General features: G+C 44.3%; 9 protein-coding genes, 1 tRNA gene and 1 pseudogene. 8 read left to right on the top strand and 3 right to left on the bottom strand.

Annotation, left to right across the window (positions count from 1 at the left end):
* The first annotated feature begins 52 nt into the window (after positions 1-52).
* The 8 genes and pseudogenes from NBH06_RS02795 (at position 53) to mdh (ending at position 8,706) form a co-directional block, all read left to right on the top strand.
* A complete protein-coding gene (locus tag NBH06_RS02795; RefSeq protein WP_250792663.1) occupies positions 53-583 on the top strand; it encodes a toxin-antitoxin system YwqK family antitoxin in 531 nt (176 codons plus the stop codon).
* Between the two features lie 92 nt (positions 584-675).
* Positions 676-3,552 (top strand): RHS repeat domain-containing protein, encoded by a 2,877-nt coding sequence (locus NBH06_RS02790; RefSeq protein ID WP_250792662.1) that lies wholly within the window; start codon positions 676-678, stop codon positions 3,550-3,552.
* A 28-nt stretch (positions 3,553-3,580) separates the two neighbouring features.
* The gene (locus NBH06_RS02785; RefSeq protein ID WP_250792661.1) at positions 3,581-4,615 is read left to right on the top strand and encodes a hypothetical protein; all 1,035 of its coding nucleotides are present in this window, start codon (positions 3,581-3,583) and stop codon (positions 4,613-4,615) included.
* A gap of 103 nt (positions 4,616-4,718) precedes the next feature.
* A tRNA-Ser gene (locus NBH06_RS02780) sits at positions 4,719-4,806 on the top strand.
* Between the two features lie 592 nt (positions 4,807-5,398).
* Positions 5,399-6,010, top strand: a pseudogene (locus NBH06_RS02775) (copper resistance protein NlpE); the annotation flags it as partial.
* Positions 6,011-6,034: 24 nt separating this feature from the next.
* Positions 6,035-6,394, top strand: a complete 360-nt coding sequence (locus tag NBH06_RS02770) for a copper resistance protein NlpE N-terminal domain-containing protein (RefSeq protein WP_229042437.1) — start codon at positions 6,035-6,037, stop codon at positions 6,392-6,394.
* Positions 6,395-6,965: 571 nt separating this feature from the next.
* Positions 6,966-7,577 (top strand): L-threonylcarbamoyladenylate synthase, encoded by a 612-nt coding sequence (locus NBH06_RS02765; RefSeq protein WP_250792660.1) that lies wholly within the window; start codon positions 6,966-6,968, stop codon positions 7,575-7,577.
* A gap of 190 nt (positions 7,578-7,767) precedes the next feature.
* A complete protein-coding gene (gene mdh, locus NBH06_RS02760; protein WP_008861236.1) occupies positions 7,768-8,706 on the top strand; it encodes a malate dehydrogenase in 939 nt (312 codons plus the stop codon).
* 779 nt (positions 8,707-9,485) lie between these two features.
* On the opposite strand, the gene NBH06_RS02755 is transcribed toward mdh, so the two are convergent.
* Genes NBH06_RS02755 through NBH06_RS02745 form a run of 3 tightly spaced genes read right to left on the bottom strand, consistent with a single transcriptional unit; the run spans position 9,486 to position 15,776 of the window.
* The gene (locus tag NBH06_RS02755) at positions 9,486-12,152 is read right to left on the bottom strand and encodes a hypothetical protein (protein ID WP_250792659.1); all 2,667 of its coding nucleotides are present in this window, start codon (positions 12,150-12,152) and stop codon (positions 9,486-9,488) included.
* 19 nt (positions 12,153-12,171) lie between these two features.
* Positions 12,172-14,697 (bottom strand): C25 family cysteine peptidase, encoded by a 2,526-nt coding sequence (locus NBH06_RS02750; protein WP_250792658.1) that lies wholly within the window; start codon positions 14,695-14,697, stop codon positions 12,172-12,174.
* An 11-nt stretch (positions 14,698-14,708) separates the two neighbouring features.
* Positions 14,709-15,776 (bottom strand): tail fiber domain-containing protein, encoded by a 1,068-nt coding sequence (locus tag NBH06_RS02745; RefSeq protein ID WP_008861233.1) that lies wholly within the window; start codon positions 15,774-15,776, stop codon positions 14,709-14,711.
* Positions 15,777-16,103: the final 327 nt, after the last annotated feature.

The raw sequence follows: 16,103 nt of genomic DNA, 5'->3' as shown, positions 1-16,103 counted from the left end.
GAAAAAATAGAGTCCTGATGTATGGTTATGTAAAAATATAAGATTGGGAGTTATGAAAAAGAGCGTGCTATTGCTGTTTTTTGCCGGTTGTGTGGCGACAGGCATTTTTGGAATCGGTCGTAAGATCCCGATGAATCGGGTGAATGATTTGGGGCAGAGGGAAGGCTATTGGAGAGATTCTCTTGGCGAAGGAATCACACATGAACTATATTATAAAGGCGGTAAAAAAGATGGATTATTTAAGTGCTTTTCTCGTAATGATTTGTTTGTATTAGGGGAATACACAGCGGATAATATATCCGGCACATGGTATGTATTTGGAGATGAAGGAGAGCTGGTCTATACTCTCGATTCGATAGAACTCAATAAGGACAGTATATATACGGGGTATTGCCGAATTTTCTGTAAATATAAATGTCATAGTATTGATTATTATCCAAGTGGAGCCGTTAAGAGCGAAGGATATATGGTGTGCGACGAAGATTTTATGGTTGATTTTTTGGAAATCGGGGAGTGGAAATATTACGACGAGTCCGGGAATTTGATAAAGACAAAAGACTACGGCGACCGACGGACTCCATAGGAGGAAGACATCAAGGGGTATTATGGATTTTTGTTTATAATAAAAACTCTTTTTTATACGATTAAATTTGTTCTATCGGTAAAAGATAAGCTATGAGGACACGATTAAATAAAACGCTTTGTATGATCTTGATGGTGACATTGCCTATTGTAGCGCATGCGCAGGACGAGGAATATTTAGTAAATAAGATGCCCGATATAAGTATGACGTCGCCATTGTCTTCCCAGTTCAACAGATTTGAGTTCTATCCGGTGTCCAAAGCGACAGGGGTAGTGGATATCAGCATTCCTTTATTCTCGATACCTATGCCGGACGGCGGTTCACTGCCGTTCAGTATAGCCTATCACGCATCGGGAATCAAAGTGGAGGATCCGGTGGGGATTCTCGGTTACGGGTGGAGTTTGTTGCCGGGACTGCGAGTTACACGAAAGAGTTTCGGGAAAATAGACGAAATGTGTAAACCGGAGAAAATACCGGATAATCCCTATTTGATACACCCTGATTCTGTCGCTTATTGGGCTTCACCGACAACAGATTTTGAATGGTCGTGGGGCTATGACGGCGAGCATGATATCTTTACTGTAAATACATTGAGCGGGAGTTGCAGTTTCATTATCGAGACGAAAGCCAATGGTTACAGCGTACGTCAAATTAAACAATCACCGTTGCGGATAGAGGTCATCGGGTTAAAACACAGGCCGATCGTGGGATTTAAAGTGACCGATACAAACGGGGTGGTTTATTGGTATGGTGATAGGGTGAACGAACCTCGAAATTTTGTGGTTTGTACGACCACCGAGAATCCGTTAGATGTAGCTTATGTGTTGCGGAAAATAACTTATCCCACGGGGCAGGAGATATTGTTTCATTATAAACCGGTAACAATAAAGTCATTTGCCCGATATCACAACGCTACATTTGTTAAGGCTGAACTTAGTTTTGATTTTGAACATAAGAGTATAAGTGAATTTCAACATGTTGAAAATTATAGGATGAGTTATGACAAGGGTTTGACATCGATCGAGTTCCCTTTGGGGCGTGTGGAATTCAGTTATAATAATAACCCTTCGCGAGCTGAGATATTGAAGCAAATAAAGGTCTTGAACAAGGATGCGAAAGTTATCCGTCGGGTTGATTTTTATTCCGACCTGACAACCGATTTGTTGGGTTCGGTTTCGGTAACCGGCGATGGGACTTATCGATTCAGCTACAATACGCAGTCTTTTGAGAATGTTTATGCGCAAGACAAATTCGGATATTATACCGGGGAGGTGAATGCTGGGATAAATAATTTGTTCCCTCGGTATATTGTACAATTATTAGATAGTATCCAAAGTGTCGGTTGTGGAGATGGGCATTCCGAAGAATCAGCTATGAAAGCGAAGATATTGGAGAAAATTGTTTACCCGACAGGCGGTTATACGACTTTCGAGTACGAAATGAATCGAGCATTGAGCGTGTCGGAAATGACTGGCGATTCGACCGATATCACTTGCGGTTTACGTATCAAACGATTGAGTCAATATGATCCGAGTTCGGGTCAAGAGATAACCAAAAGTTACAAATATGGCTCCAATGAATCGGGATATGGAAGTATTATCGTGGATACATCGGACTGGGGATATGTCTCGGAAAGGACTCAGAAAGTGATCAATATAGTTGATCCTATCGAGAATCCGGAAGGATCGGGAGAGCCTTCTGTATTAGACGCTCATTGGGTAATCGTGAGTGAGAAAAATGCCAATATTACATTGTTTAACGATAATTGCATGGTGTGGTATGACGAGGTGGCGGAATATACGAGTACCGGAGGGAAAACTGTCGAACGGTATGATTATTTATACGACCAATCCAATGCATCGGGAAATAAGGCCATTTATTGGAGTGCTCTGATCGATACTCCGCATCTGATAGACCGCAAAATATACAAGGGAGATCGATTGCAGGAACACACTATTTATAAATACGCCGATAATAACCAGTATATACAGGGTATTCTGGTGAATACAAAAACTTTGTTCGTGGGTAGAACAGGTAAATGTGGGAGTGGACATAATGTATATTGTTTTTCGAAGGCGGCATTTACCGATATATTTAAACCGAGTGTGCTTTATGAAAATACTTCGAGCTCTCAACAGATAGATTATGAAGTGATTGCGTATCCTATTTATGTGGGGTTACAGCATTTGGATTGGACGATAACCAAGCGTTATGACGATAGCGGCGAAACGTTTTTCGAAACGGCGGAATTATATACATATGACGATCGGGAACGGTTGTTCAACGTGCGGGAAAAACGGGTATATACCAGCGAGGGAGACAGTGTCGCATCGAGGTATTATTATTCTTCGGATAATTATGCTGGATATCCGCAGCTTGTGAGAGAAGCGATGGAAGCCGGCAATTGCATCACTTCGCCTATTGTGCGAGAATATGTGAAATACAAAGGCGATATCGAGTATGATAAAATCTATACCGAACAGATTCTATACGGAAAAATAAACAACGATACGTCTGTTGTGCGTCCTGTATCGTATTTTTATCGTGATGGAGGGAACAATGCGTTTGAGAAACAGAGTGATTATACCTATTATGATTCGGGAAAGCTGAAATCAAAAACGGGATTGGATAATCTCACTACCATTTACTTGTGGGGATATAGTTATCAATACCCGGTGGCGGAAATTAGGAATGCCTCTTGGGAGCAAGTAGAGAGCATCATAGGGGATGCCGAGGCTTTCGCTGCGGCTGAAATTCCAGACGGAATGTTACTGGCCCGATTGCGTACGGAACTGCCGTCGGCACAAGTAACCGTTTATACGTATGAGCCGCTGGTGGGAATTACCTCTTCGACCGATCCTCGGGGGCATACGACTTATTATGAGTATGATAATGTGGGGCGATTGGTGCGTGTGAAAGAGGGAGAGAAGACTACGACATTGTATAAGTACCATTATCGGAATGAATAGAACGATGAAACGGATAAAGAGAAATGTTATGAATATACGTGTTTTATTATGTACGGCCGGTATTGCAGCTGTACAAGTTTTGTCGGCAATAGAATTGACAGCCGACAGCAACCGGCTGGAAGTCGGAGAGGCATTCGTCAAGATGCTGGTCGAGTACCAAGAACCGGGCAGGGCCGGAACGAAATGCCGGTGGAACTTCCGAGGAATGCAAATCCTTTCGGAGGAACTTCCCGTGGAATATTTTATTCCGGACAGTTCCCATATGGATATTCTTTGTGGTCGCGAGGGGCGTAACCGTTATTATTACCGACAAGGAAGTGATAGCCTGTGGTGTGTGGGACATGAGAATGCGACTTTCTATATCGATTATGCTCGTCCCGAACTTTTGTTGCGTTATCCTTTCGCTTATGGCGATTCTCTGACGAGTCGTTTCGAAGGAGCAGGACGGTATGGTCAGCGTATTCCTCTTTTCGTCGGGGGAACGACGACTGTCACAGCCGATGCCGAAGGTGAATTGAGGTTACCGGGAGAGACTTTCGGAAACGCCCTGCGGGTACATACCGCCCGCCGATATGTGAGGATATGTGAAGACAGCTTGTCAGTGAGTGTGGATACGTATGCTTGGTATGTGCCGCAGAATCGTTATCCGGTGTTCGAGAGCGAGACTTCCACGCTGCATGGTACACAGGCCGATACGATACTCTCGGCTGTATCGTTTTACTATCCGCCCGATTATCTGAGTGGGGAGAGTGACCGTAGTGTCGACGATGAATCGATTGAGGAGGAGATCCTACCGATCGAGAGTGTTTTTACCGAGGCGGAGTATCTGCCCAATCCGGTGGAAAGTGACTTGACGATAAAATATAAACTTACTCGTTCGGCTTCGGTGTGGTTCACTTTGCACAGTAGCGCGGGAATTTGTCTGAGACGGACACCGAGTCGTGAGGAAGATGAGGGAGAGTATTCTGTGCTGGTTCCTATGTCGGGGTTAATGCCGGGGGTGTACACATTGTATGTTCATGTGGACGATAAGGTACTTTCTGTAAATATTATCAAGGGGTAGTTTGGGCGGTTGTCGTAAAAATGAGATACTATTTTTGTAAAAACTTTCGTCGAACCCGAAAAATGTATTATATTTGCCACCGTTTTTACGGGATCGACCCGAGGGAGTGATGCTCGAGTGGTTGAAGAGGCACGCCTGGAAAGCGTGTATACGTCAAAAGCGTATCGGGGGTTCGAATCCCCCTTACTCCGCTAAAAAGCCGTTGCAAGTTTTTTGCAGCGGCTTTTTTTGTAAGAGGAACTGGTTTGTTGCGGTGGTAGAAAATGGATCAGTCGATAATTAGTGGGGCTTCTTCTTTTATATATTCTCCCCTTTGTTTCTTCGGTAGTTTTCTTATATTGCTTCGCAACACGGGGAAGAAAGATTAAAGGTATTCAATATTGCTTCTTGAAATCAATTAACTAATATCTTAACTCCTCCGTCACTGCGTGCCACCTCCCTTATATTTTGCATAGCAAAACACCCCGTAAGGCTACGGGACACGGCAGAGGAGGAGGGGAAATACTTTTAACGAATATCTTAACCCTTCAATATATATCTTTTGGGGCGGTGGGAGCTTGAACATCTATTAAACTAAAACGGGCAGGGAGCTGTTCTTTTTGGATAGATGGGGATTTTAATGTCCCGGTTTGTATGGAATGGAAGATATTTGTGTATATTTGATTTTTCGAATATAGGATATGACTCGATGTGAGAAATAGGAATGGGGCTGTCTTGTTTCTATTTTTCCCTTGTCGGGTTTTGAGGTAGGAAATCGAATAAAGAAAATTAAATTTTGAAGATATGAGAACATTATTATTGTCTTTTGCAATCGTGGGGGTATTGTGCGGTTGTTCGTCCAAGTCGGATTACTGTGAAGCTCGGGGAATTGTATGCGATGCTACCATGAATACGGTTACTATTGTCACCGACGACAATGACACGTTGTCGTTCAGTACGGTCGATACCGATAAAAGCGGGGTCGACGGATTGCTGCTGGGCGATACGGCCGAGATTACTTACCGGGGAAAGTATGAAAAGGGAATGGGGGCTTTGAAAATGGTGTCTTATCCGCAAAGAGCGTTACTCGGTGGCGACCGAGACGGACATGGTTGCATAGGCTCTGCCGGATATGTGTGGAGTGAGGTGTCGCAGGATTGTATACGGGTGTTCGAGAAGGGTATCCGCACGGAGTCGGTTCGAGGGGATAACCGTTCGGTCTATATCGTCTTTTCTCCCGATTCGTCCCAAGTGGAATTGTTTTTCTCCGACAGGCAACCGAGTGAGATTTTGGAGCGGCGGACGTTGCCTTCGGGCGGTTTTGCTTGGAATGTGGAGGACGACGATACGAAGAATGTGCGTTTCATAAATGGTTTATGGACGATCGAACAGCGGGGTGAGGTCATATATCGGGAAGATAGTGCAGCTGCCGACTCGTCGTTGGGCGATTGGCAGGAGCGGACTTATGAGGGGGTACTGCCGGCAGCCGATACTCCGGGTATACGTTACACTCTGACGGTACGTAATCGCGAGTATAGCGGGGACGGGACATTCGTGCTTGCGATGACTTATTTGGAGGCTGAAAACGGGAAGGACGAGACCGTGACTTATACCGGTAGGCGGTTCACTCAACGCGGTTCGGCCGATGACAAGGATGCCGTGGTGTGGCAACTGGTTGCCGACGATGGTACTGTTTTTAATTTCCTTGTGTCAAAAGAGGGTACAAGTCTTACTTTGTTGAACGATAAATTTGAGAAGCCGCAGAGCGGATTGAATTATACGCTTCGGTTAGTGCAGTGATAAATCGGGCTTCATGCCCGATAAAGACGGAATCCCTTTTTCCCGTTTTTATTCAACCCCTCTCCTCAGAAACAACAGTTTCTGAGGTGTCTCCCCTATATTGCTCCGCAACACAGGGGAGAAGTGTTAATGCCTTTCTATTGAATTGTCTTTGCTTTTTGCCCCTGCTTCGATTTTATGTGCAACACTCCCGTAATGCTACGGGATACGGCAGGGGAGAAGTGTAAAAATCTTTTGATATTATCATTCTTCTGTTTTTTAACCCCTCCGTCACTTCGTGCCACCTCCCCTATCGCACATACGTGCGCAGAGGAGGTGGCTAATGCCTTTCTATTGAATTGTCTTTGCTTTTTGCCTCCTGTTTCGATTTTATGTGCGACGCCCTGTTGTAATACGGGACACGGCTGGGAGAGGGGGAATATGCTTAATAATAACCAACTAATGTCTCATTGCATGTACAAAAGGGGGAAATGATTTTTTATCATGCTCTCTTTTTGTTTTATTATATTCTTCTTTAAATATTGTTGAAATATGAAAAGTTCGTTATCTTAGCGACACTTAAACTTGTGTGATGAGGCGATTGAAAATATACGAGGAGAATCCCAGCGCCACGGAGATAGGAAAGGCGGTGGAGGTGTTGCGCGAAGGGGGTATTGTGATTTATCCTACCGATACGATTTATGCGTTGGGTTGCGATGCTTTGAACGTGCGAGCCGTGGAGCGGATTTGCCGGATTAAAGGAATCAATCCTCAAAAAGTCAATCTGTCGATTATTTGTCGGGAATTGAGTTGGGTGAGTGAATATGCCAAACTGAATAATTTGTATTTCAAGCTGTTGAAACGTAATTTGCCGGGGGCTTTCACTTTTATATTGCCTACGAGCTCGTCCCTGCCTAAGATTTATAAAAACCGCAAGACGGTGGGAGTGCGTATTCCCGACCATGCCATTACGTTGTCGTTGGTCGAGGCGTTGGGCAATCCGTTATTGACGACGTCGGTGTCTGTCGACGATGAGGAGCCTGAATATGGGACGGATCCGGAGTTGATAGCTGAACGTTATGAATCGGTCGCCGATTTGATTATCGACGGAGGCGAGGGCGGTACGATACCGTCGACTACGGTCGATTGTACGGGAGACGAGCCTGTGGTATTGCGCGAAGGTAAGGGCGATTTGCAAGAATAATCTATGTGGGTTTGTTAATTTGTTGGCTATTAGATGTATAGCTGGTTTTAAATTTCGCTTAAAAGAATATGCAAAGTTTATACAATTTTAATTGAGGAAATTTTTCCATAATATGGAAATAGTTGTAAATTTGCGAAACATAGAGAACAAGAAAGGTATTATCATATATTAATTTTAAAATCAAACAATTATGTCAAAAGTATCGGTTATCGGAGCTGGAAACGTTGGCGCTACTTGTGCAAACGTGTTAGCATTCAGAGAAATTGCAGACGAAGTCGTTTTGCTCGATATTAAAGAAGGTGTATCGGAAGGCAAGGCTATGGATATGATGCAGGCTGCTGTAACGGCAGGTTTCGCATCGCGTATCAAAGGAGTGACCAACAACTATGAGGCTACCGCCAATTCGGATATGGTTGTTATCACCTCGGGTATTCCCCGTAAACCGGGTATGACTCGCGAGGAGTTGATCGGAGTGAATGCCGGCATCGTGAAGTCGGTCGTAGAGAATGTTTTGAAATATTCTCCCAATGCTGTTATCTTGTGTGTAAGTAACCCGATGGATACGATGACTTATTTGATTCATAAAGTATCGGGCCTTCCCAAAAACCGCATTATCGGTATGGGTGGCGCTTTGGACAGCTCTCGTTTCAAATATTATCTGAGCCAAGCGTTGAATGCCAATCTGTCGGAGGTAGAAGGTTTCGTAATCGGCGGTCACGGCGACACGACTATGATTCCTGTTACTCGTTTCGCTACTTACAAGGGTATTCCCGTTACCGAATTCCTGAGCGAAGAGGCTTTGCAAAAAGTCGCTGCCGACACGATGGTGGGTGGCGCTACATTGACCGGATTGCTGGGAACGTCGGCATGGTATGCTCCGGGTGCTGCTGCCGCTTCGGTGGTAGAGGCCGTATTGGGCGACCAGAAACGCATGGTTCCTTGCAGCGCTTTGCTGGAAGGCGAGTACGGGGAGAAAGACCTCTGCATAGGCGTACCTTGTGTATTGGGTAAAAACGGTATTGAAAAAGTGGTTGAGTTGAAATTGAACGCTGCCGAGAAAGAGGCATTTGCCAAGAGTGCTGCTGCCGTTCATAAAACTAATGCTGCTCTTGCCGACGCTTTGAAATAGAATTCGATCTATTTGAATATAGAATGCCGCTCGATATGAACGTATATCGGGCGGTATTTTTGTTGTATGATTTCGAGAGAGGATACTCTTATATCGCTTTATGACACCCCGTAATGCTGCGGGACACGGCAGGGGAGGAGTGTAGAAATCTTTTGACACTATCATTCTTCTGTTTTTTAACCCCTCCGTCACTTCGTGCCACCTCCCCTATCGCACATACGTGCGCAGAGGAGGAGGTTAATGCCTTTCTATTGAATTGTCTTTGCTCCTGCTTCGATTTTAGTGCAACATCTCGTGATGCTGTGGGGTACGGTAGGGGAGAAGTGTAAATGCCTTTATGACGAAAGTATTAAACTCTACTAATGATCCTATGACAGCATTTTCAACTTTTTTCCTTAGGAACTGAACCGTAGCACTTTTGGTGTCTTACCATATTGCTTACATAAAGCCTCCCGTAATGCTGCGGGACACGGCAGGAGAAAAGTGTAAAATCTATCCTTCTAGCTCAAAAGGAGAATGCCCTTTAACTCCCTCATCTATACCCTGCGGTATTGTAGAGCTTTCACACACTCCTCCCCTGTGTTTTGCAACGCAAAATATAGGGGAGGTGGCACGACGTGACGGAGGGGTTAGATTTTATTAAGAATCTATTAAACAGTGTTTTCAACCCCTCACCGAAGAGTCTGAAATGTGGTTGTCGAACAAGAAATTCATCGCTAAACTTTATCGCCAATCTTCCCTAATTTCTTGCCGAATCCCTTCAATACCTTTTATTCAGTTTACTGTATCATCACTTTCTGTACAATGCGTTCGCCCCGGTCGTTCGATAGGGTGACGATATACGCTCCGGGCGAAAGGGTGGCGGTGGGAATCGTTACTTCTCCCGCCTCGCCGTCCAAGTAGGCGCACCACGCCAAGCGGCCGGTCATCTCGGTGAGCTCGGCCAATCGATAGCCTGTGCCCGGCAAGGTCACAATCAGGGCATCGGAGGTATGGGCGATACGCAGAGAAGAAGATTTATTTTCGACGATACCGCTTACACATGGATCGGGCGTAAAATCATGTTCTGCCAACACTTCGTAGGAATATTCTCCATTTACTTTCTGATACAATAGGTAAAACGGAGGTGTTATACATGTCGTATAGTCCATATAGAATTGAGCCAAAGGATATTCATTGATTTCACCCAATCCGACTACCCATGTGTTGCCGTTGTTCCAAGTGATAGCCTTTCGTTTTTGCCCGTCCACGACTATCGAGTCTATACCTATTACTTCAAATCCCGAATAGGGATCGAGTTCTCCATAAGGGTCGTTTTTCCGGTACATGCGGTCGCCACACCGTTTCCGACCCGGTATTGCATTCCAGTCATCGCCATCTTCGGGTCGGTGATAATACGACCCTTCGTCCATGCGCAGGGTGTCGCCTACTTCCAGCGTAAAATCATACAGGAGTTTATCTACATATTTCCCATCTATACTATCGAGCACGTAGACTTTTTGGTTTTCCTCCCGCACCAGTACCAACTTTTGTCGTGAAACGGATTCATCGAAATCGCAACCTTCGTAACGATACAGCCAGTAATAGACGTTATCGTTCATATAAACGCCTTCGGAATTGAAAACATTTGCAGCCAAATGATATCGGGGAAATATCGTTGTCCCGCTTGGGGCTGCATCGTAATAGGTCCAATCGGCTTCTTTGATAAAGGGAATGTAATTGCCGTCTATAAACGGGTCTACTATGGGGAGTCCCCAATAAGTAGATGCCTTAAAAACAAAGTCTCCGTTCACTCGATAGTAATGCATATCATTTCCACAGGGACAGGTAGGTATGCCATAAAAGGTATGAAAAGGCAGGCTTTCCATATCTCCTAATCCTTCCACCCACGAATAATAGCCTTGAAACGATATGCGTTTCCGAGATTTTCCTCCTATGGTTATCGTATCTACATTCGAAACGACGACTTCTATTTTCTCCCCATGCCGAGAGAGCGGAGACTCGGCCTCGATTGTCCATGTATCGCCTTTCTCCAAAGTGAAATCATACCACGGCCATTCTTTCTCGCCGTCCATAAAATAGACTTTTTTATTTTCTTCCCGCACAAAAGCTATGAGGGTCTGTTCCGAAGATGCAGAAGAATCTCCGGTGAGGGAATACAGACCTTTGTAAGTCTTCCCGTTCATGTTCGTTTCGCCTTGTATCCTATAATGGGTAAATCCCGAAACACTGCCCCAGTTATAATTATAATAACCAAAATCACAATCTTTCACGTAAGGGTCATATGCATAGGTGTCGCCACAAGCCCCCTTGTTCCCGTACTCATATTCGCCGGTGACAAGATTTTTCACATAGGACAAATATATCCAGACATTGCAATCTGGAACACATGGCGCTATGGTGAAGGCGGCGACCAGCCAATCATTTTTCAAACCGCCGATCCCTTCTATTACGTCATGAATAAGATATTCTAACCTTTTACGATAGGTCGAACCCACTTGTATTGTATCTACATAACGGACATCTATCTGCATATAATCCAAAGCCGAACGGCTATATAAGATAGCCATATCTCCTTTTTCAAGAGAAAAGTCATAGATTAATCGTTCTTCACGGTTATCGCCGGTTATTTCCCGATAGTACACTTTTTTGTCATTTTCCCTTACTACCACGTAGCAGGGGGTATTCTTTTGCAATCCGCAGGTCGTGTACCTATAAAATTTTTTATATGTCGTTCCATCGATTATCGTGTCGCCTTTTATCTGACAGCGGTAGTCGCCCAGATCGCCGGTGTATCCCCATTCCACTCCTTCACGAACCAAAGGGACATATTCATATTTATCATCTAAATTATCATTCGGTCTTTGCCATTCATTTTTACCGGTGGCAGTATTTTTTACGTATTCGAGTTTATTCTTGGTCTTTTCGTCAAACTCCGAAGTGATTTGATAGAACGGATACAAAATGTTATATCCGGTTTCGGTACTTCCGATTCCCTCGATACATTCTCCTCTTTGGTTTTCCAGTTTTATCATTTTCCTGTATTTCCCGTTTACTAAAATAGAATCGAGGCTTTCTACTTTCATGCCGAAATACCCCGGTTCTGTATGCCATGCCTGCATAATGTCGCCTACTTGTTTTACATTAAAATCATAAATGGGAACTTCTTCGGCATCTTTCGAGTACAAGCGATAAACAACCTTATTCTCTTCCCGGGCATAACCGGCAATTTTATAACTATCCGGATAATCACGGCTACTATTCCCCAGTTGCTTATATACTTTACCATTTATAATTTCCTCGCCAATGAACCGATAAATCTCACCATTTTTATACCCCCACTCTATTCCCTCCCGTACCAAAGGGACATACTCGTATTCCTGTGCTTGCAAGACGCTACCGCTCCATACTATCGACACGGCAATCAACAATAATAGTCTTTTCATATTTCGGTTCCTCCCTATATTATTTAAATTCTACATTTGCCCCAATTTTTGCTTCGAAGCCTTTTTGTATCATTATCTCTCCCCCGGCATCGATTCGCAACGAGCCACCGCGCTCCACTGTTCCACCGGAGATTGTTACATTTCCTTTACACTCGATTATCAATGTCGCACCGTTCTCTATGATTACCCCTTCGTCTATCCATACATCTCCACCGGATTCCAACGTGAGAGTTCCCGATTTTAAAACAACGTCTCCCTCCGTCCGGTTCGTATCTACCGCTTGGCCGATGTGGACGTTGTTCACGTGTAAATATTGTGAAGAACGTAGCGTGTCGTTTTGCAGGTATAGCGGGGCAATGTATGGTATGGCATTGTGCTTGTAAACCGTCACTACACTGTTGGGAGAGACTTCGTTGATGGTTACGCTTGCTCCCGTCACAGTTTTTATTTCGGGTAATCCGTTTATTCCGGAGGTTATTGCCACTTTACTGCCGTTCAGTCCATTACCGGCTACTGTAATCGAACTGTTCGAACGTGTAACCGAGATATCATCATATACCGAAGGGATATCGGTCCACATCTCGAATTCGGGACAGCCGATTAAACTGTGGGTCAAACTACACCAACGTGAATATTTGTTATACGCAAAACTTACTTTTGAAAAAGCCTCCGCTACACCTATTTGATTATTACCTTCTTTTATTTGTTCTACGAATTTTTTTTCTAATCTCACAGAGGAACCAATCCAACCGCTTCGAGTATTACCCAAAAAGGCAGGACCTCCATATAAGCCGGCTACCGTAAAGGAACTGCCTATGTTATATGTTACATTATATTGTTCATATATGTCGAATGGTGTCACATCGCAGGCTGTTGAGTAGGCTATGGCCGGATAGTCTTGATTCGTTAAATTATTTAATCCATTGCTTTCTTCAAAAACATGATGACAAGTTACCCCTTGTACTGCAAGAATCCCCCAATAAGGATATTCATGGTTTTTATGAGACTTTGTACCGATACCGCCGGGATTACCGTGTCCATGCCAACTGAAAAAACCGTATCTCTCATTCATTTCCGTTATTACTTCCGAACCGCTCGGAAATGTAGGATTTTCCGTATTATATGAAGGTTTTTCTTCAAAAATAGTATATTGCGGGAAAATCGGGCTAAAATTAGAAGATACAGAATCCGCTTCATGTATACCTTGTAATTCATCACATTGATGATAAAAAGCCTTTTGCAGATAACTGTAATCGCCATTGCCGGGGTTGCGCTCATACCGTATCAGTTTTTCGGTATAGTTTGCAATCTCCTGCCGATTGGTGCATAACAATCTACCCACAAAAATCTCCGGAGCATAATCCATAGTATACATTTCACTACTTTCAAATTCCCCATACAAAGAATCTCCATCGACATTCCAATTTCCATTAAAATCACTAAAATACAAATCAGAAGGAATAGGCCAATCAACATAAATACTAGAATCTTGATTTTGTGAATCCTTTATTGTTATGCTCCGTCTTCCCGTTCCATATCGAATGGGCAATACGGTATAATCGCCCGCTAACAAGGCGTAGCGGAGAGAGCCGGAGTCGTAGGTATATTTCAGATAGGCTCGCAGTTTACCGGCATCATCGTCGATGTTAGAGACCAAATCTCCCCCTTGAAAATCGGGACACGCTAAGATATCCTCGATACAAACTACTCCTGCCGAGTATCCTTTTTGTCGTTTCCACCCGATGAGGCGATCGAAAGCCGGAGCTAATTCCCGATTTGTCACAACGGTATATTCGAAGTCGGGTAAAGTAGTAACCGTGCGGGGCGAGGCTGAACGGGTCGCTGTCGCAGGGGCGAACCCATCGATCTGAGCGGGGTTGACGACTATTCGTTTCGCCTCCTCTCTTCCCCATCGAACGTTATTTCTGCCGGTTGCTCTGCGGGATATCGCCCGAAGGCGCGATGGGTTTTCGGAACCTGCGTTTTTCACCGAATAATCGAGACGAACGGTCACGGAATTACGAAAGAGGATTTCACCATCGGTCGGAGCGTAACTTATCGGCCATACAGCAACGGTGACGATGTGGTTGTCACCGTCGAGAAATCCTTCGTCTACCACTTGTACCGGAACAGCCGGCCAATATCGGTTGTTGCTATATACCGTGCTGTCGGGGGAAACGAACAGTTGCTCGCTTGTATTCCTGTCGGAGGGAATAGGCGGCTGGGTCGGATAAACCGGTAGCGTATACCGAGTCGCAGTTGTGGTCTCTCCCGTAACGGAAACCGTGAAATCGGTAGCATCGCAAGGAACGGAAAATCGCAAATAGTGTACAGGCAGCTCGGGCGTACCGGCTGCGGACTGTGTCCACAAGTCGGGATATCTGAGTCGAAGGTAAGAGTCGCCATTTTCACTAACCGTGTCGGTTGTCAAAAGGTGTTGGTCGAATGTCGCCGTATAGCTGATTTGCGCATTGGCTGCCGAGATGGAGAGGGCAAACAACAGGGCGACGACCGTATGCCTCAATCGTGATATTATCGGTTTCATGAGTGTTGCCTCTATTTGGTCAATATCATACGTTTACTGTCTATCTCTTTCCCATCGGCCACGAGGGAGTAGATGTACATTCCTGCCGAGAGCTCCGAGCCTTGCAAGGTTACTTTTCCTTCACCTCGGTCGGCGATTTCCATGCGGCGTATCTGCTCGCCTTGCAGATTGTAGATATATAGATCGGCCTGTTGTGTCTCGTAGGGTAGGGCAAAACGTATGACGGTGGTTGCACTGAACGGATTGGGATTGTTCTGATAGAGGGCGGGAACAATAGCACTTTCCGACTCGACTGCGGTATTGCGTCGCTCGGACTTGCGGAGTGCGCCGCCTATGGGTGTTCCGTCCCGCAAGGCTGCCAGATCTTTTTGCAATTCGGTGATGACAGTTTCTTGCGAGTCGACTTTTGCCTGTATTTCATTTAAGGAGTTAACAATCAGTGGAATCATGCCTATATAGTCGACATACATGTATCCTGCTGAATCGGTACGCACTAATTCTGGATAAACCTCTTTTACCTCTTGTGCCAAGAATCCGAAATGGGTACGGGCATTTTCTTTTTTGTTTATTTTTATGTTGTTTGTTCCGACAGGAGTTTCCTTGTTCAACTGATAACTGATTCCCGAGAGTCGGAGTAATCCCGAGAGTGTGTTGTTTAGCGGTTGTATGTTTTTTTTGAAACGACTGTCAGATGGTGAATAAAAATAACCGATAACATCAACATTTAAGAATTGTATCATCGAACCATAATTGGCATTGTCATAGAGAACTACGTCTCCCTCGGAACTTGAAAAGCAGAATCCTTCACGGCCATATAAATGGAATAACGATGGATTTTCCGAAGTTATATATCGTCCGATATAAACATCATTTACAGGGTTACTTACCGAATTATAAAATGAAATACGGGCAGGGGCTTTTTCGTTTTTGGGGAAAAGGTTCAAAGTAGAGGAGCCCATAGAATTTGAACCATATCCACCTATTGAAATTTGTCCATCGTTTTGGATTTTCATTTGTCCCATTACGCAGAAAGAAAAACTGTATACTGCTATTACAAAAAAGAGGCGATTTGTTTTCATGATATTTTCGATTAAGTATTAAATTTTAGTTTATTCCAATGAGGTTATTTCGTTTAGAAACGATGTAAATATAATTGATTTATTTTTGATTTATTGTGTTTTTTATTATGAAAATATATGTTGTTAACAATAATTATATATAGAGCTTTTAAGGGAGAGTATTGTGTATTTAGGAGTTGTAATTGTAGGGTTTACCCCCTTGCCTTGCGGGTACTCCACACCTATATATTGTGTGGCAAAACATAGGGGAGAGGAGGCCTAACTCTGTTTCCTCTACTACCGGTATTTTCTAACCCTTCCGTTGTTTCAACCCCCTCGCCCTGCGGG

The sequence above is a fragment of the Barnesiella sp. B2-R-119 genome (assembly GCF_023656675.1).
In the GTDB taxonomy this organism is placed as follows: domain Bacteria; phylum Bacteroidota; class Bacteroidia; order Bacteroidales; family Barnesiellaceae; genus Barnesiella; species Barnesiella intestinihominis.
Note: the sequence above shows the minus strand (reverse complement) of the source record. Positions and strands in the feature narration are given on the sequence as shown.